The organism is Pseudomonas sp. FW305-3-2-15-E-TSA4, assembly GCF_058787295.1.
In genome coordinates, this window is the sequence record NZ_JBYSZP010000028.1 from 1 (window position 1) to 17,573 (window position 17,573).

General features: G+C 60.2%; 18 protein-coding genes and 1 pseudogene. 6 read left to right on the forward strand and 13 right to left on the reverse strand.

Going from position 1 to position 17,573, the window contains the following annotated elements:
• Positions 1 to 238: 238 nt before the first annotated feature.
• Positions 239 to 1,009 (forward strand): annotated as a pseudogene (locus AC3WMV_RS27025) (MCP four helix bundle domain-containing protein); the annotation flags it as partial.
• Positions 1,001 to 1,864, forward strand: a complete 864-nt coding sequence (locus tag AC3WMV_RS27030) for a methyl-accepting chemotaxis protein (RefSeq protein ID WP_409077726.1) — start codon at positions 1,001 to 1,003, stop codon at positions 1,862 to 1,864. The pseudogene AC3WMV_RS27025 and the gene AC3WMV_RS27030, both read left to right, overlap by 9 nt.
• A 141-nt stretch (positions 1,865 to 2,005) precedes the next feature.
• Here AC3WMV_RS27030 and AC3WMV_RS27035 read toward each other — a convergent pair whose 3' ends face one another.
• From AC3WMV_RS27035 to AC3WMV_RS27050, 4 genes are all read right to left on the reverse strand, one after another.
• Positions 2,006 to 3,304 (reverse strand): NAD(P)/FAD-dependent oxidoreductase, encoded by a 1,299-nt coding sequence (locus tag AC3WMV_RS27035; RefSeq protein ID WP_095140057.1) that lies wholly within the window; start codon positions 3,302 to 3,304, stop codon positions 2,006 to 2,008.
• Positions 3,305 to 3,367: 63 nt separating this feature from the next.
• Entirely contained in the window at positions 3,368 to 3,541 is a 174-nt protein-coding gene (locus AC3WMV_RS27040) for a DUF3094 domain-containing protein (RefSeq protein ID WP_007909875.1), read from the reverse strand.
• Positions 3,542 to 3,592: 51 nt separating this feature from the next.
• Entirely contained in the window at positions 3,593 to 4,120 is a 528-nt protein-coding gene (locus tag AC3WMV_RS27045; protein ID WP_103367298.1) for an MOSC domain-containing protein, read from the reverse strand.
• On the reverse strand, positions 4,117 to 4,743 hold the full coding sequence (locus AC3WMV_RS27050) for a DUF1780 domain-containing protein (protein WP_003228301.1): 627 nt from the start codon (positions 4,741 to 4,743) through the stop codon (positions 4,117 to 4,119). Before AC3WMV_RS27050 ends, AC3WMV_RS27045 begins: the two co-directional genes overlap by 4 nt.
• Before the next feature lie 117 nt (positions 4,744 to 4,860).
• On the opposite strand from AC3WMV_RS27050, the gene AC3WMV_RS27055 reads away from it, so the two are divergent.
• The gene (locus tag AC3WMV_RS27055; RefSeq protein WP_103367299.1) at positions 4,861 to 5,550 is read left to right on the forward strand and encodes an energy-coupling factor ABC transporter permease; all 690 of its coding nucleotides are present in this window, start codon (positions 4,861 to 4,863) and stop codon (positions 5,548 to 5,550) included.
• A gap of 65 nt (positions 5,551 to 5,615) precedes the next feature.
• The gene (locus AC3WMV_RS27060; protein ID WP_003228298.1) at positions 5,616 to 5,831 is read left to right on the forward strand and encodes a hypothetical protein; all 216 of its coding nucleotides are present in this window, start codon (positions 5,616 to 5,618) and stop codon (positions 5,829 to 5,831) included.
• 6 nt (positions 5,832 to 5,837) lie between these two features.
• On the opposite strand, the gene yacG is transcribed toward AC3WMV_RS27060, so the two are convergent.
• From yacG to pilB, 5 genes are read right to left on the reverse strand one after another with little or no spacing between them, the layout of a single operon-like run.
• Positions 5,838 to 6,035 (reverse strand): DNA gyrase inhibitor YacG, encoded by a 198-nt coding sequence (gene yacG / locus AC3WMV_RS27065; RefSeq protein WP_003228296.1) that lies wholly within the window; start codon positions 6,033 to 6,035, stop codon positions 5,838 to 5,840.
• A complete protein-coding gene (coaE, locus tag AC3WMV_RS27070) occupies positions 6,032 to 6,655 on the reverse strand; it encodes a dephospho-CoA kinase (protein WP_086792846.1) in 624 nt (207 codons plus the stop codon). Before coaE ends, yacG begins: the two co-directional genes overlap by 4 nt.
• Positions 6,652 to 7,524, reverse strand: coding sequence for a prepilin peptidase (locus AC3WMV_RS27075; RefSeq protein ID WP_098965665.1), 873 nt, complete (start codon positions 7,522 to 7,524; stop codon positions 6,652 to 6,654). The genes coaE and AC3WMV_RS27075 overlap by 4 nt, the downstream gene beginning before the upstream one ends.
• A gap of 1 nt (position 7,525) precedes the next feature.
• Complete coding sequence (locus AC3WMV_RS27080) at positions 7,526 to 8,743, reverse strand: type II secretion system F family protein (protein WP_103367300.1); 1,218 nt, start codon at positions 8,741 to 8,743, stop codon at positions 7,526 to 7,528.
• Between the two features lie 2 nt (positions 8,744 to 8,745).
• Positions 8,746 to 10,446 (reverse strand): type IV-A pilus assembly ATPase PilB, encoded by a 1,701-nt coding sequence (gene pilB, locus AC3WMV_RS27085; RefSeq protein ID WP_027614109.1) that lies wholly within the window; start codon positions 10,444 to 10,446, stop codon positions 8,746 to 8,748.
• Positions 10,447 to 10,674: 228 nt separating this feature from the next.
• Between pilB and AC3WMV_RS27090 the strand changes: the two genes are divergently transcribed.
• A complete protein-coding gene (locus AC3WMV_RS27090) occupies positions 10,675 to 11,112 on the forward strand; it encodes a pilin (RefSeq protein WP_097089220.1) in 438 nt (145 codons plus the stop codon).
• A 297-nt stretch (positions 11,113 to 11,409) separates the two neighbouring features.
• A complete protein-coding gene (locus AC3WMV_RS27095; RefSeq protein WP_007963876.1) occupies positions 11,410 to 11,766 on the forward strand; it encodes a BON domain-containing protein in 357 nt (118 codons plus the stop codon).
• Between the two features lie 270 nt (positions 11,767 to 12,036).
• On the opposite strand, the gene AC3WMV_RS27100 is transcribed toward AC3WMV_RS27095, so the two are convergent.
• The 4 genes from AC3WMV_RS27100 to AC3WMV_RS27115 all read right to left on the reverse strand — a co-directional run bounded on the left by AC3WMV_RS27100 (position 12,037) and on the right by AC3WMV_RS27115 (position 17,540).
• Positions 12,037 to 12,333, reverse strand: coding sequence for a DUF2845 domain-containing protein (locus AC3WMV_RS27100; RefSeq protein ID WP_027614107.1), 297 nt, complete (start codon positions 12,331 to 12,333; stop codon positions 12,037 to 12,039).
• The gene (locus AC3WMV_RS27105) at positions 12,333 to 15,281 is read right to left on the reverse strand and encodes a DUF748 domain-containing protein (protein ID WP_103367301.1); all 2,949 of its coding nucleotides are present in this window, start codon (positions 15,279 to 15,281) and stop codon (positions 12,333 to 12,335) included. The genes AC3WMV_RS27100 and AC3WMV_RS27105 overlap by 1 nt, the downstream gene beginning before the upstream one ends.
• Before the next feature lie 219 nt (positions 15,282 to 15,500).
• Positions 15,501 to 16,517, reverse strand: a complete 1,017-nt coding sequence (locus AC3WMV_RS27110; RefSeq protein ID WP_103367302.1) for a class I SAM-dependent rRNA methyltransferase — start codon at positions 16,515 to 16,517, stop codon at positions 15,501 to 15,503.
• A gap of 150 nt (positions 16,518 to 16,667) precedes the next feature.
• Entirely contained in the window at positions 16,668 to 17,540 is an 873-nt protein-coding gene (locus tag AC3WMV_RS27115; RefSeq protein ID WP_103367303.1) for an oxygenase MpaB family protein, read from the reverse strand.
• Between the last annotated feature and the right edge of the window lie 33 nt (positions 17,541 to 17,573).

Genomic DNA, 17,573 nt, shown 5'->3' on the forward strand with positions numbered 1-17,573 from the left:
GGGGTATAGCGCAGTCCGGTAGCGCGCCTGCTTTGGGAGCAGGATGTCAGGAGTTCGAATCCCCTTACCCCGACCATATTAAAAATCCTCGTATCGAAAGATACGGGGATTTTTTTTGTCCCCGCGAAAGACAATTCCCTTCAAGTCATCGTACAACTTGCCGATAGCCCGCTAACGAGAGGGGACTGCCGCTGTTCGCCCCTTCAATCTGGCCAATACAAGAATAAGGGCGTCCGTCATGTTGCTTCGTCAGTTGAATATTGCTCCACGTGCCGCACTGGGTTTCGCCCTGATCGCGGTCTTGGTGGCGTTGCTCGGCGTATTCGCTTTGGGGCAGATGTCGAGCATCCGTGACAGTGAGGTCGCGGTAGAGAGCCAGTGGTTGCCGAGCATTCGCGGCGGTGACGAGATTCGCGAGCTGATGTTGCGGATCCGCACGATTTCCCTGCGCATGGCGCTTGATCAGGATCCGCAGAACGTCGCGACTTACCGCAGCCAGATGGATACCCGCGACAAGGAGCTGAGCGAGAAGATCGCCGCCTACGACAAACTGGTCACCACGGCGGAAGGCCAGCAGCTCTATGGCCAGTTCAAAAAAACCTTCGCCGCGTATCGCACCGGCATCGCGCAATCCTTCACCCTGGCCGATCAAGGCCAGCGTGACGAGCTGACCAAACTGTTGCTGGTTGATATGAAGACCGTGGTCGACGGCTCCGGCAAGCAGCTCAATGACCTGGCGGATCTGTTCGCCAAACAGGTTGCTGCGGAGAGCCAGAAATCCGCTGATCACTACCAGACCTCACGCACCATCGTCAGTCTGTTCATCGCGCTGGCGGCGCTGGCCACGGTGGCGCTGGCCATGTTGCTCACCCGCAGCATCATTCGTCCGTTGAGCACGGCCGTCAGCGCTGCCGAAAGTGTGGCCCAAGGCGACCTGACCCGACCGATCGAAACCCACGGTAACGATGAAGTCAGCCGTTTGCTCAAGGCGCTGGCAACCATGCAGCAGAACCTGCGGGAAACGCTGCAAGGCATCAGCGGTTCGGCCACGCAACTGGCGACCGCTGCCGATGAGCTCAACGCGGTGACGCTCGACAGCACACAAGGCCTGCAGCAGCAGAACAACGAAATCGAACAGGCCGCCACGGCGGTCAATGAAATGACCACGGCGGTTGAAGAAGTCGCGCGCAACGCGGTGTCGACGTCCGATGCCACCCACCAATCCAGTGAGTCGGCGCAACTGGGGCAGGCGCGGGTCAGTGACACCGCATCGGCGATCAATGCACTGGCCAGCGATGTGCAGCACACCGGCGAATTGGTGCAATCGCTGGCCAACCAGTCGCAAGACATCGGCAAAGTGCTGGATGTGATCCGTGCGATTGCCGAGCAGACCAACCTGCTTGCGCTCAACGCGGCCATTGAGGCAGCACGCGCAGGGGAGAGCGGACGCGGTTTTGCGGTGGTTGCCGATGAGGTGCGGGCGCTGGCCTATCGCACTCAGCAATCGACGCAGGAGATCGAGCAGATGGTGCAGGGCATGCGCACCGGTTCAAGCCTGGCGCTGGATTCGATGCAGGCCAGCGCTGCGCGGGCCACATCCACGCTGGCGTTGGCCGAGCGCGCGGGGGAGGCGCTGGAAACCATCACCGCGTCAGTGCATGAGATTCATGAGCGCAATCTGGTGATTGCCAGTGCGGCGGAGGAGCAGGCGCAAGTCGCGCGGGAAGTGGATCGTAATCTGGTGAATATTCGCGACCTGTCAGTCCGTTCCGCAGCGGGAGCCGATCAGACCAGCGCGTCGAGTCACCAACTGTCGCAACTGGCCAACGCGCTGCAAGGCATGGTGCGGCGCTTCCAGCTCTGATGTGCAGAGATCGATTGCTGGATTTTTGAGCTGCACAAAACAGTGTGGGAGCGGGCTTGCTCGCGAAAGCGGTGTATCAGTCGACATGAATGTTGAATGACACAACCTCTTCGCGAGCAAGCCCGCTCCCACAGTTTTAGATCAATGCAGCTTCAAGCGTGGCTCGGTGCCGCGACCGATCTTGCTGCCCAGCATCAGCATCGCCGTGCGGAACGGTCCGTACAGTGCCATCTGGTGCATGCGGTACAGCGACACGTAGAACATCCGCGCCAGCCAGCCCTCCAGCATCACACTGCCGGTCAAGTTACCCATCAAGTTACCCACAGCCGAAAAACGCGACAGCGAAATCAGCGAGCCGTAGTCGGTGTATTTGTACTCCGGCAGGGTTTTGCCCTCGATGCGCAGCTTCAGTGACTTGGCCAGCAACGACGCCTGTTGGTGCGCGGCTTGTGCACGCGGCGGCACGTTGCGATCCGAACCCGGTTGCGGGCACGCGGCGCAGTCACCGAAGGCGAAAATGTTTTCGTCGCGGGTGGTCTGCAACGTCGGCAGCACTTGCAGCTGATTGATGCGGTTGGTTTCCAGGCCGTCGATGTCCTTGAGGAAACCCGGCGCGCGAATCCCGGCGGCCCAGACTTTCAGGCTGGCCTTGATCACGTTGCCATCGGCGGTGATCAGGCTGTCAGCGGTTACTTCGCTGACCGAAGCGTTGGTCATCACATTGACCCCGAGTTTCTCCAGAGTCTTGTGTACCGGGCCGCTGATGCGCTCCGGCAGGGCTGGCAGCACCCGTGGGCCGGCTTCGATCAAGGTGATGTGCATGTTTTCCGGTTTGATCCGGTCGAGGCCGTAAGCGGCCAGTTCATGCGCCGCGTTGTGCAGTTCTGCCGCCAGTTCGACGCCTGTGGCGCCAGCACCAACGATGGCCACGCTGATCTGCTCGACTACATCGGTCTGCCCGGCATGCGCGCGCAGGTAGTGATTGAGCAACTGCTGGTGGAAGCGTTCGGCCTGTTTGCGGGTGTCGAGGAACAGGCAGTGCTGCGCTGCGCCCTGGGTGCCGAAATCGTTGGTGGTGCTGCCGACGCTGATCACCAGCGAGTCGTAGGGCACTTCACGCGCCGGTACCAGTTCGACACCGTTCTCGTCGTAGGTGGCGGCCAGCTGGATTTTCTTCTGCGCGCGATCGAGTCCGCTCATGCGCCCCAGCTGGAACTCGAAGTGGTTCCATTTCGCCTGGGCAACATAGTTGAGTTCGTCCTCGGAAGAATTCAGCGATCCGGCGGCCACTTCGTGCAGCAGGGGCTTCCAGATGTGCGTCAGGTTCGCGTCGACCAGCATCACACTGGCCGTGCCGCGCTTGCCCAGAGTCTTACCCAGACGGGTAGCCAACTCCAGACCGCCGGCGCCGCCGCCGACAATAACAATACGATGGGACATAGGGATAACTCGCAAGGTTTTTAAAGGAAATCGGTGCAATCACCTTCGCGAGCGCAATGCTGCTCATAGCGTCAGGTAACTGATAAATCGGCTCAGCAGGCCCAGACCAATGGTCACTGCCAGCACCAGCACCAGGAGCATCCACGGCCGGAAAGGCCGGCGCTCGACACGGTGTTGGGACAACTGCAGGTACTCTTCGACATGCTTCTGGTCTTCGGGGTTCAGGCGGCTGGTCATAAAGGCCTCGTCAGGTAGACGTTGCTGAAGGTTTGGAAGCTACAGCGGTTTTTATCCCGGGTTGAACGCAGCATAGCCACTGGCCGGAACCGGTTCGACCGAAACACCGTCGTCGAGGCGAATGATCCCGCTTTGTAACACTCGTGCGGTAATTCCGCCATGCCCGCGCACCGCTTGAAAGGTGCCGGGGCCGAGGTTGTTTTGCAGGCGTGCGCAGGGCTGACACCAGCCGGTGGTCTCGAAAATTGCCTGGCCGATGCGAAAACGCCGCCCCTTGAGACTGAACAGGTTGATCCCGCTGATGACCAGATTGCGCCGCAGATCCTCAGGCCTAACGGGTTGATCTTCAGGTCGGCCCATCAGCGCGCTGATCACGGCCAGGTGTTCGAATTGAATCAACGTCACCTGTCGGGCATTTCGCACGCCGGGGCGGGCGTGATCGCCGGTCAGTCCGGCCTCCAGTCGCGCTTCCACGGCGTCAAGTTCGAGCATCGGCCCGCGAGACTCCGGGCGTACGCCGATCCAGCGCACGCGGCCGGTCTGCGGCACGTCGGCGATCAACTGCTGTAGCGGCGTCACAGGCTGATCCCGACATCGAAGACGATGCTGCGACCGAGGTTGCTGCGCAGGAAATCCGGCGCATCAGGATGGGCGAACAACACACGGGCGAACGTCGGGCCGACCAGCGACAGTGAGCGCCAACCCTGACGCAGATACTCGGTGGGCGGTGGAAAGTGGCTGTTGAGGTCCAGCACTTCGCGCTTGAGGCTGGCGAAGGCAATGATGTCCAGTTCGCCCAGATCCATGCCGCGCTCCTTATAGTTGTGGGCTTTTTTGCGCAAGGTCGGTGCCAGTCGCAACAGGAACTCATTGGCAGGGATCCGCCGCGGCTTGGCTTCACGGCGCACCAGTTGGCTGAGGGAAAACGCACTGCGCCGGCGTTGCAGTTCGTCGCGCCATTCGTCATTGAGCCGGCGGCCTTCATCGAGAACGAAGAACACTTCGAAATTGGCATCGCGAAACAGCACGTCCGGCGGCTCCCCGGCGGGGGCGAACTCATCGGCACGGTAAGGAATGTTCAAGCCTTGCAGCAGGCGCTGGCAGACCCAACGCTCACGCTCCCATTTGCGGGCATTGGACAGGAACGCGTTGGCTTGCTCGGCCGCAATGGTCAGCAGGCGTAAGTAATCTGAGTCATCCATAGGCCAAGCTTAGCGTTCAAATGCGACAAGCAGAAAGCTTTGCATCGGCTGATGCCCGGAAGAGGGCGGTGTAGACTCCGATGAAGGAATTAAACCCATGGAGAAGGTAAGGGATTCATGATCGGTGCAGAACTGCTGTCGTCGACGAGCCTGACACTCGGCTGGCTGATTTACCTGCCGGTGTTGTTGTGGGCGATCTGTCGTACGCCGTGGGTCGAGTTGTTCACTGACAGTCGCCGCCAGCATCTGCTGTTCGGCACGGTGTTCGCCTTGTTTCTGCTGTGGATGGTGCGCAGGGATTTCGACACCGGGGTTTCTTATCACTTCATCGGCATGACCGCCGTGACGTTGCTGCTCGACTGGCCGCTGGCGATCATCGGCGGGCTGGTGGCGCAGCTCGGGCTGGTGTTGCTCGGACGTCAGGATCTGGCGGCGGTCGGGGTCAACGGTACGTTGCTGATCCTGTTGCCGGTGTTGATCACCGAGTGCGTGGCGATGGTGGTCGAGCGCGCCCAGCCGCGTAATCCGTTTGTGTACATCTTCTGTTCCGGGTTCTTTGCCGCAGCGTTGTCCGCATTGCTGTGTCTGACGCTGAGTCTGGGCCTGCTCTGGTACGACGGTCTGTTCGCCATGCCGGAATGGCTGGAAGACTTCATCGGCTACCTGTGGCTGCTGATTTTCCCCGAAGCCTTTATCAACGGCATGGTGATCAGCGCGCTGGTGGTGTTCAGCCCCGAGTGGCTGGAAACCTTCAACCGCACCCGCTACCTTTCGGCGCCGTGGAAGGACGACGATCCCAAGTCTTGATCCACATCAAATCCGTCATCCACGCGGCATTTCATGCTCGGCCAAATTCCTTCAGGAGCAGCGGCATGAGTGTTTACGAGTGGGCGAGGCAGGAGACGCGGCAGAGTCTGGACATGGCGCTGGAGGTGGGCTTCGATCCGGGCCTGAGTCTGCGCGCCTTGCTCAGCGCGGTGGTGCAACAGAGCAAGACGGTGCGCAACGCCGAAGACCTGGCCGACGAGTTGCGCTTTCTCGCGGAAAACCTCGACGACGATCAGGACTACGGCTTCATGCGGCCCTGATCGCGATCAGTGACGCGGGTCGAAATCGCCGGAGAACATTTCGTCTTCGGCATCCGGGGCGACCGGAATCTTGTGCTCTTCGGACGCCCAGGCGCCGAGGTCGATCAGCTTGCAGCGATCGGAGCAGAACGGGCGGAATTTGTTCTCGGGGGTAAATTCCACGGGGGCGCCGCAGGTTGGGCATTCGACGGTGGTAGGGCTCATGACTGGCCTCCGGATAAAGTCAGGTAAAAGTGATGCAGGCGCTCGACTTCGCTGTGCAACCAGGCGAGGTCGCGGTCGTTGACGACCACATCATCGGCACGGCTCACGCGGTCTTCACGGCTTGACTGGGCCTTGAGGATCGCCTGGACCTGCTGTTCGCTGGTCTGGTCACGCTGCAAGGTGCGTTCGATCTGCAGTTGTTGCGGGGCGTCGATCACCAGGATGCGCTGGGTCATCGCGTATTGCCCGGATTCGATCAGCAGCGGCGACACCAGAATCGCATAAGGCGATTTTGCCAGCGCCAGATGGTGAGCGATTTCCTCGGCGATCAATGGATGCAGCAAGGCTTCGAGCCAGCGGCGTTCTTCAGGCACTTCAAAGATCAATTTGCGCAGGGCCGCACGGTCCAGCGTGCCATCGGCTTGCAGGACGCCGGGGCCGAAGTGTTCGGCAATTTTCGCCAGTGCCGGACGCCCCGGCTCGACCACCCAGCGCGCCGCGTGGTCGGCGTCGACCACATGGATCCCGAGATCGATGAAGTGCTGGGCCGCGGCGCTTTTACCGCTGCCGATGCCGCCGGTCAGGCCGAGAATCCAGGGTTTTTCCACAGGGGTATTCATTTCAAACCGACAAACTGCCAATAGAAGTCGGTTATTTGACCACCCCAGAGCAAGGCAATCCAGCCGGCAATTGCCAGATACGGGCCGAAGGGCATCGGCGTCGAGGTTTTCTGCTCACGCAGACGCAGCAGAATCACTCCGACAATCGCCCCCACCAGCGACGACAGCAGGATTGTCAGCGGCAGAATCTGCCAGCCACCCCAGGCCCCGAGCAGCGCCAGCAGCTTGAAATCGCCGTGGCCGATGCCGTCCTTGCCGGTCAGCAGCTTGAACAGCCAGAACACCGACCACAGCGCCATGTAGCCGGCCACCGCACCCCACAATGCCGCGTGCAGCGAGACGAACAGCCCGAAACTGTTGACGATCAACCCCAGCCACAACAACGGCAAAACCAGCACATCGGGCAGCAATTGATGTTCGGTGTCGATCAGGCTCATCGCCAGCAGCCCCCAAGTGAGGACGATCAACAGACCAGCCGGCCAGCCGAACCCCAGATGCCAGGCGACGAATGCCGAAAGCAGGCCGCAGGCCAGTTCGGTCAGAGGATAACGTTTGCTGATGGGCGCGGCACACGCCGAACAGCGTCCGCGCAGCACCAGGTAACTGAGCAGCGGAATGTTTTCCCAAGCCCGAATCCGGTGGCCGCAGTGTGGGCACTGGGAGTGCGGCAGCATCAGGTTGTAGGTCGGCAGTGGTGTTTCGCTCGGCAGGCCGAGGACGTCCTGCGCCTGCTGGCGCCAATCGCGCTCGAGCATTTTCGGCAGGCGCCAGACCAGTACATTGAGAAAACTACCGACCACCAGACCCAGCAGCAGGGCGGTGCACACAAAGGCCAGCGGATACAGACTGAAGAGTTCGTCGATAGGCATGTCAGATCGCTGAGCCAAGCTGGAAGATCGGCAGGTACATGGCCACGACCAGCCCGCCGACGATGACCCCGAGCACCACCATGACGAACGGCTCCATCAGGCTGGTGAGGTTGTCGACCATGTTATCCACTTCCTCTTCATAAAAACCGGCGACCTTGTCGAGCATGTCATCCAGCGCGCCCGATTCCTCACCGATGGCGGTCATCTGCACCGCCATGTTCGGGAAGACTCCGGTGCTGCGCATCGAGAAATTCAGCTGCATGCCGGTGGCGACGTCCTGACGGATGCGCAGCACCGCGCGTTTGAACACCACGTTACCGGTGGCACCCGCCACCGAATCCAGTGCCTCCACCAGCGGTACGCCAGCGGCAAAGGTAGTCGACAGGGTGCGGGCGAATCGCGCCACCGCCGATTTGTACATCAGCGTGCCCACCAGCGGCAGCTTCAGCAGCCAGGTGTCTTTGCGGTCGCGCAAGGCCTGGGATTTCTTCAGCGCATGGCGGATGCCGAACACCGCCGCGATCAGCGCACCAAGCACCGCCCACCACCATTGCTGCATGAACTCCGAGAGACTGATTACCATCAGGGTGAAGGCCGGCAATTCGGCGCCGAAGCCGGAAAATACCGATTGAAACTGCGGCACCACTTTTACCAGCAGAATCCCGGTGACGACCATTGCCACCAGCACCACGGCGCTGGGGTAGGTCAGGGCTTTCTTGATCTTGGCCTTGAGTGCTTCGCTTTTTTCCTTATAGGTCGCGACCCGTTCGAGCAACGTATCGAGGGCGCCGGATTGCTCGCCGGCATCCACCAGGTTGCAATACAGCTCATCGAAATACTGCGGTTTCTTGCGCAGTGCGGCGGCGAAGCTGTTGCCGGCGGCCACTTCCTGCTTCACCTCGTCTACCAGTTTGCGCATCGCCGGGTTGTCGAAGCCTTCGCCAATGATGTCGAACGACTGCAGCAGCGGTACGCCGGCTTTCATCATGGTTGCCATCTGCCGGGTGAACAGGGCGATGTCCTGGGCCTTGATGCGTTTGCCGAGGCTGAGCAGGGAGGTGGATTTCTTCCGTACCTTGCCCGGATTGATTCCTTGCTTGCGCAGTTGGGCCTTGATCAGCGCGGGGTTCTGCCCGCTCAACTCGCCCGTGACTTTGCTGCCTTTGCGATCCGTGCCTTCCCAGGCGTAGATGCTGATTTTCGCTGCCTTGACCGCCATGTTCAGTCCTTGGTGACCCGGTTGATTTCTTCCAGGCTGGTGATGCCTTGCATGGCCTTGCGCAAGCCCGAGGTGCGCAGGTCGTCGAAGCCGTCGCGACGCATCTGGCTGTCGATTTCCAGCGAATTGCCTTCGGCCATGATCAGCCGTTGCAGGTCAGGAGTGTTTTTCACCACTTCGTAAATCCCCACGCGTCCCTTGTAGCCGCCGTTGCACAGGTCGCAACCGACCGGCTCATAGATCGTGAAACTGCCGATCTGTTCCGGCGGGAAACCTTCCTTGATCAGTGTTTCGCGGGGGATCTCGATCGGTTTCTTGCAGTGGCTGCACAGCTTGCGCGCCAGGCGCTGGGCGATGATCAGGCTGACCGAGGTGGCGATGTTGAACCCGGGAATGCCCATGTTGTGCAGACGGGTCAGGGTTTCGGCGGCGCTGTTGGTGTGCAGCGTGGACAGCACCAGGTGGCCGGTCTGCGCGGCCTTGATCGCGATTTCGGCGGTTTCCAGGTCGCGGATTTCCCCGACCATGATCACGTCCGGATCCTGCCGCAGAAACGAACGCAGGGCCTGAGCAAAATCCAGCCCCTGTTTCGGATTGACGTTGACCTGGTTGATGCCTTCCATGTTGATTTCCACCGGGTCTTCGGCGGTGGAAATGTTGATGTCGACGGTGTTGAGAATATTCAGGCCGGTGTACAGCGATACGGTTTTCCCCGAACCCGTTGGCCCGGTTACCAGAATCATCCCTTGGGGCTGCTTGAGCGCGGCCATGTACAGTTCTTTCTGCGCCGGTTCGTAACCCAATGCATCGATGCCGATCTGCGCGCTGGACGGATCGAGGATCCGGATCACCACTTTTTCGCCCCACAGGGTCGGCAGGGTGTTGACCCGGAAGTCGATGGACTTGGTCTTCGACAGGCGCATCTTGATCCGCCCGTCCTGGGGTTTGCGCCGTTCCGAGATGTCGAGGCTAGCCATGACTTTCAGGCGTGCGGCGATTCGCCCGGCCAACTGGATCGGCGGTTTGGCCACCTCGCGCAGGATGCCATCGGTGCGCACCCGCACCCGGAAGGTCTTTTCGTAAGGTTCGAAGTGCAGGTCAGAGGAGCCACTCTTGATCGCGTCGAGCAGCATCTTGTGCACGAAACGCACGACCGGCGCGTCATCGGCGTCGAGTCCGCCGATGGCGTCCTGGCGGCTGTCGTCGACGGACTCGACATCCACGCCGTCGAGATCGACGTCGGCCATTTCTTCGAGGCCGCTGGCGTGGGTGTCGAAGAATTTCTCGATGGCCTCGGTGAGCTTGTCGTCCTCCACCAGAATGGCTTCGGTGCTCAGCCCGGTGCTGAACTGAATGTCATTGATCGCCTGATGATTGCTCGGGTCGGAAATGCCCACGAACAGCTTGTTGCCACGGCGCCACAAGGGCAGGGCGTGATGCTGGCGCACCAGTTTTTCACTGACCAGGCCTTTGGGCTGGGTTTCCTTGTCCAGGCAATTGAGGTCCATGAAGGCCATACCGAAATGCTCGGAAGCGATCTCGGCCACCTGTGAGCTCTTCACCAATTTGTTCTGCACCAGGTAGCTGACCAGCGACAGCCGATTGCGCTGCGCCTGTTGCCAGGCCTGCTGGGCGCTTTTTTCCGTAAGCAGTTCGGCCTGCACCAATTGCTTGGCCAGACCGCTCAGAGCGATGTCATTCATGGGGATTCCGGATGCTGACAGTTCATGACTTATAGCCTAGTCAAGTGACAGCGCCAAACACGCCCGGTACAGGTGACAAAAAGTGTCAGATAGTGCGGTTACGGGTTGTAGGAAAGCGCGACACGGCACCTTTATGCCGAGCGCATGGGGTCTGCAAGCGGTTGGCACGGCCTATGCTGAGCCCTTTGCAGATCATGAGATTCCGACTCATGCATGGAGAGCCTGTCTATGAACAACCAAAAAGGTTTCACTCTGATCGAGCTGCTGATCGTGGTGGCGATCATCGGGATTCTGGCGACGATTGCCTTGCCGCAGTATTCGAAGTATCAGGCGCGATCAAAAGTGACTGCGGGGCTGGCGGAGATCAGTGCGATGAAGGTGCCGTTTGAGGACACCATCAATCAAGGTACCGCTCCGGATATAACCGCTGTGAATGGCGGTACAACCACCACCTCCAACTGTACGGTGGCGGTTACAGGCACAGCGGCGACGGGGGCGGGCAGCATCAGTTGCACGCTGCTCAACGCGCCGGGACCGGTGCTGGGCAAAACCATCACGCTTACTCGTTCGGGCGCTGCTACGGGTAATACCTCTGGTGTGTGGACCTGTGCCACGACAGTCAATCCCGATTACTCGCCAAAAGGCTGCACTGCCAGCGGCACTTGATGCGATGGCCTGATTGGCAAGTGCCCCGCTTTGCGGGGCATTTTTTTGTCTTTTGACGCTGGAAAAAAGCTTCAAGCATTTCAGCGTGTTAGGAACTTTCCGAAAAGCCGCAACTTGCATGTCGATAATGCACTTGTCATGCAAATTGCATGATTCCGAAAATTTGCTTAATTCGTAAATCATTGATTTAAAAGGATTTATTGTCTTTCGAAAAGTTGGCACAGCCTTCGCAATATACCCAGTAACCCTGCTGACAAGACAACCAGCAGACTTTCCAGAAAAACAGGAGTTACTCGTATGAAGAAGTTCGCTATCACTGCCGCTGCTGCTACCGCGCTGACCCTGACCATGGCTTCCGGTGCTTTCGCACAATCCACCCAGGCTACTCAGGCTCCAATGACTCTGGCTGCTGGTGAAATGACCAAGGCTAAAGAAGCTACTTCCGATACCTGGATCACTACCAAAGTCAAAAGCGACCTGGTAACCGAAAAAGGCATTCCTGGTACCGACATCAAAGTCGAAACCAACAAGGGTGTGGTTTCCCTGTCTTCTGACGTCGCTGTCACCGAAGCTCAGAAAACCACCGCTGTGAACATCACCAAGAAAATCAAAGGCGTCAAAGCGGTCTCCGCTGACGGCCTGAAAGCCGAGTAAGGCATGACTTCTCGCCTGGACCGGGAGAAGACGCGACAGACGGGCCGAGCAATACGTCTGCCGCAACTTTAGAGTTCATGCGAACGGTCACACGGATGTGACCATTACGGGCCCCGGCACTTGTGTCGGGGCCTGTTCTATTTTCAGGTGATAAAAAACGAAATGTGGGAGCGGGCTTGCTCGCGAATGCGGTGTGTCAGCAGGCATATTCATTAACTGACCCACCGCATTCGCGAGCAAGCCCGCTCCCACAGGGATATAGGTTTTGGTTCAATTACCGCGCTTGCTGTTGATCTGCCGCAGGCGATTGCCTTCAAAGCGCAGGTATTGATACATGCCGTTGCTCGGGCCGTATGTCCATTCCTCGACCTGAAATTCTTCGCGGCGGTTGGCGCTGCGCTTGTAGCCGAGGACATCGCGGCTCACCGGTTCGCCACACTTCTGCAGTACTTCGCTGGCGCGGTCACCGAGACTGACCAACTGGCTGCCACAACGCAGCGTGTCAGAGGCCAGAGCCGGGCTGGCGGCGAGCACCAGCATCAGCGCAAGCAGCCACTTGTGGTTCATCATTCGGCGTCCAGGTGCATTTGCGTCACCACTCGGCCATCGCTCTCGGCTTCGCCCAGATTGGCATCGATGAAGTACACCCGATCATCGGCCAGTTGACCTTTGTCGACCAGATAGTCCTTGATGCTGCTGGCGCGTTCCTGACCCAGCTGCCGCAGCAGTACATCGCTGGAACTCCAGAACTTGATCACACCATCACGCATTTTCGCCGTGCGTTCTTCCTTGCCCAGATCCTTCCATTCGGCAGGTGGCTGGGTTTTCAGACGGGTGCGGTAGATGCCTTCGAGCAGCGGGCCTTTCTCGCTGTCCGGCACTTGCAGCAGGGACGCTTGCGCCGGCACCTTGTCGCCACGGCGCTGGAGCATCTTGTAGTAGTTGTACTGGTATTCGCGCTCCAGACGCTGCTCGGCAATCAACGGGCCGTCGCTGCTCTGTGCGGCAGTGCCTTCGATTTCCAGACGCAGGGCTGGACGTTCCTTGAGGGCTTGGGACAGTTTATCCAGCGCTGCTTCGGCATCCTTGCTCAAATCGCTTGAGCCCGCAGCAAAGGACACGGTACCGAGGTCTTCGGAGCCGCCACCGTTGATCAGCCCGCCAATCATCTTGAACGGTGCGGCGGCGGCCTTGACGATCAGGTTGCGCAGGGTCTGCCAGACAATCGGCATCACGCTGAACTGCGGGTTGTTGAGGTCGCCGGTCACTGGCAGTTCGATGGAGATCTTGCCATCGACGTCCTTGAGCAGGGCAATCGCCAGTTTCAGCGGCAGGCTCACGGCATCCGGGCTGTCGACTTTCTCGCCGAGTTGCAGTTGCTCGACCACCACTTTGTTTTCAGCCTTCAACTGGCCCTTGGTGATCAGGTAATGCAGGTCGAGGTTGAGCCGGCCCTTGCGGATGCGGTAACCGGCGAACTTGCCGGAATACGGGGTCAGGGTAGTCAGCTCGACGCGTTTGAAACTGGTGGCGATGTCGAGGCTGGCCATCGGGTCGAACGGGTTGACGGCACCTTTGATGGTCACCGGGGCATAGCGGTCGACCTTGCCCTTGATGTCGACGCTGGCCGGTTTCGCCTGACGGCTGTCGATGGTGCCGATCTGGCCGTTGAGCTGTTGAACTGCTGTGGCGAAATTCGGCGTCAGGCTGAAATCGGCGAAGTTGGCCGAGCCATCGTTGATTGCAATCGCGCCGATGTGAATGCCCAGTGGTTTGTCTTTGCTGGCCGGTTTCGCCGCTGCGGTTTTCGCACCATTGTCGGCGGGCTGCGGGATCAGCAGATCGTCGATGTTGGTGGTGCGGTCATCGTTGATCATGAACCGCGCGTACGGCTGGAACAGGTTGACCTTGTCGATCGACAGGCTGTCACCGTGTTGATAGTTGATGCCTTCAACCACCACTTGCTGCCACTTGAGGAAGTCGCGGGTTTTCAGGGTGTCGAGGGTGTGCAGTTGATCGATCTGCGCGCGCCCGGTCACGCCGAGTGCGAGCGGTTCGGTGCTCTTGAGGTTGACCTTGAGGTCGCTGCCAAGCATGCCGCTGCGCAGTTCCAGGCGAATGAACGGATTGATGTAGGACTGCGCGACACGCAGGTCGATGTCCTGGGTTTTCACGTTGAGCTGGGCGGTGACCGGCGCGAGGTTGACCACCCCGTCAGCGTTGATCTTGCCTTGTTTGCCTAAACCGCTGTCGAGTCTGACCTTGAAGGGCGAACCGTTGAGGCTGTCGAAATCCTGCAGATCAATGTTCAGCGGCGTCACATCCAGCGCCACCGGCGGGTTGGCCGAACGGTCGGCGAGATGCACGGTGTAGTTGCGTAGCTGGACGTCTTTGAGCAGCACTTGCCAGGGCTTGCTCGGCGCGGCCGGCGCTTTCGGCGAGTCGGCGGCGGCCGGAGTGGTCTTGGGTTCGGCGGCGGCCTTGGCGGCAGGTTTCGATGGCTGGCTGGCGAACAGTTTCTGCCAGTCGAGCTGGCCGTCGGCTTCGAGCGCAGCCCAGGTTTCCAGTTTGTTGCTGCGGATCTTGCCGACCACTACTTGCTGTTTGGCCAGGTCCAGCGAGGTTTCGCTGACGTCGAGGCGTTCGAGTTTTGCCAACGGACGCCCGTCCGGCGCCTTGATCGCGAACGGCGCAATGCTCACCGCGACGTTGTTCAACAGCAGTTCGGTTTCTTTCGACAGATTCAGTTTGTACTCGGTGCTGAGGTTCAGCACGCCGTCTTCGAGTACCAGCGGCAGCGCGTCACGCACGTAAGGCCAGAAGGATTTCATCTTGCCGTCGGTGACTTTCAAGGTGCCTTCGGAGGTGAACGGGATCAGGCTGAAGTTGCCTTTCCAGTCGATCTGCCCACCGGCCGGGCCGGCGGCGACCAAGGTCATGTCGGCGTTATCGTCAGGGAGGGTGCTGAGGTTTTTCAGCTCGAAGTCGAGTTTGTCGTAGATGAACTCGATCGGTTCACTCGGCCGCGCGTCCTGGAAATGTACGTTGCCACCGGCCAGCTGGATGCGATCGATGCGCAGCGGGAACGGCTTGGCATTCGGATCGGCCGGGGTCGGTTCGCTGGCGGGAATTTTGAACAGGCCCAGCAGATTGAGCTGGCCGTCCTTGGCGAAGAGGATTTCGGTCTTGGGCTTGTCCAGCTCGATATCGGCCAAGTGCAGCGCTTTGGTCCACAGGCTGTCGAGTTGCAGGTTGGCGTACAGCCGCTCGAAGCCGACTTGCTCCTTGCCCGGCTCACCGACGACCAGCCCCCACAGGGTGACTTCAAGGCTGAACGGATTGAGTTCGATGCGCTGGATATGCGCGGGCACCGTGGCGTAGTTCGCCAGTTGCTGGTTGGCGATGCGCAGGGCGATGCCCGGCAAAATCAGAAACCCCAGCAGGCTGTAGAGGGCCAGAGCAGTCAACAAGGCGCCAATCGCGCGAATCAATCCTTTGGGCATGTGCGGCGTCATCTCTGAATCGGAGTGCCTTGGAGTATGGCACGCGATTCTGGTTCCGAAGTACCTCGTGGGGTGCAGGATTGTTCAGATTGTTCTGCAGCAACACAAAACCCTGTGGGAGCGAGCCTGCTCGCGAAGGCGTTCTATCAGTCACCCTGTCTGGTGGCTGATACACCGCTTTCGCGAGCAGGCTCGCTCCCACAGTGGGCAGCTGTCAGCCGCAGAGGAGGGTTACAACTGCAGGATCAGGGTTTTCAGCGGTGGCTGTTGGTCCAGCGACGGGAAATCCGCGCCCGGAGTCATCACGCTCCATTCGCGCACCGGTCGCCCGGCTTTCTCGGCACAACGCAGGACCTGTTCGCGCCAGTCGTCCATGCTGACTTTTGCCAGGTTGTTGCAGCAGATCAGCACGCCGTTGTCAGCGGTGGTCAGCAGCGCCGGCTTGAGCAGGCTCTGATAGTCGCGCAGCAGGTCGACGGTGCCGAAGGCGCTCTTGGCCCAAGCGGGCGGGTCAAGCAGCACCAGATCGTATTGACGCTGGTCGAGGCGCTGATAGCTCGGCAGTTTCTGTCCGCGTCGCTGGCTGATCGGCAGGCCGGCGAGCTGACGGATCGCCGGGAAGTAATCGGACTGGATGAATTGCATCTCGGGCAATTGCGGGTTGAGCAGGCCGTTTTCTCGGCCGACTGCCAGATTGCCTTCGGCGAAGTCGAGGTTACACACCTCGCGCGCACCACCGGCAGCGGCACTCAGGCCGACGCCACAGGTGTAGGCAAACAGGTTGAGCACACTTTTGCCCTTGGCGTGATCCTTGACCCAGCCACGGGTGTTGCGCAGGTCGAGAAACAGCAGCGGATCCTGCCCGGCATGCCGCCCGCGCACGCGATAGTTCAGGCCCCATTCGTGGCCGACCAGATCCGCCAGTGCGGCGGCGTCGGCTTTGTAGACGCTGTCTTCGCGATCGATGCGCGAGTTGCCCCGGGAGCGGTCGTTGTAGACCAGCAGGGTGTCAAAGCCCAGGGTCTGATTGACCATGGCGTGCAGTTGCAGCAGGTCGTCACGCTGCAGCGTCTGGTGAAAACTTTGCACCAGCAATTGCGGACCGTAGCGGTCAACGGTCAGGCCACCGGCGCCTTCCTGGCTGCCGTGGAACAGCCGGTAGCAATCGGTGCCCTGGCTGTGCAGCTCAGCGAGCAGGTTCTGGCGTTTATCGAGGGCGGCGCGCAGCGCCTGATTCAAGGAAGACATGCGTGCGCCTTGCTGGTGAGAATGGGGGCGCGGGAGTTTAGCAGTTTGGCGGGCAACCGAGTTAAGCCCTTCGCGAGCAAGCCCGCTCCCACAAGGGGGCTGATTTACACCATGGATTCCCTGTGGGAGCGGGCTTGCTCGCGAAGCTTTTCAGGTCAGCACTCCCATCCGCCGCTTGGCCCGCTGCACCGAACCGTTGCGCATCGCCCAGCGCAGCATCGGCGCACTGCGCTTGACACTGGCGCGGATCAGCTGGCGTTGCAGCGGGTTCTGCCGTATCCCGAACATGTCACTGGCCCAGTCCGGCAACAGATCGATGCCGGCCTTCATCATCAAGTCGCCAAACGGTCGGGCCAGCACGCTCGGGGCCGGGGCATCGAGCAGCAGGCGCAGGACTTCGCGGCTGCGCTCATCACAGAGCAGTTGCGGGCGCATGCATTGCAGATAGTCGGCCACGGCCTGCCGCGATTTCGGCACGTCCCGCGCACCCAGGCGCTCCGCGACCACGGCGATTTCCGCGTAGTAACGATCCTGATCCGCCGCCGACAATTGCGGGTTGCGGTAACGCAAATGCGCCGCAAGAAAGTGACTGACCTCGGCCACATGCACCCACGTCAGCAGGTCCGGATCGCTGGCCGCGTAAGGCCGGCCATCCGGCGCAGTGCCGACCACTTGCAGGTGAATGGTGCGCACTTTGTCGATCAGCCATTCGGCGTCGCGGCGCGAGCCGAAGGTGGTGCCGGAGACAAACTGACTGGTGCGGCGCAAACGACCGAGCATGTCCTGACGAAAATTCGAATGGTCCCAGACCCCGGCCAGCGCCAGCGGATGCAAGGCTTGCAACAACAACGCGCTGATGCCGCCGATCAGCATGCTGCTGAAATCGCCATGCACTTGCCAACTGACCGAGTCCGGCCCGAACAGCCCGGGATCGCCCTTGGGGTTTTCCAGGTCGAGCTGACCGAGGGACAGCCCCGTCAGGCTCATGAGTTGGTTTTCGATACGGCTGCGGATGAATTCCATGACAACTCATTGCGGGTGGACGGGCGCGGCCGG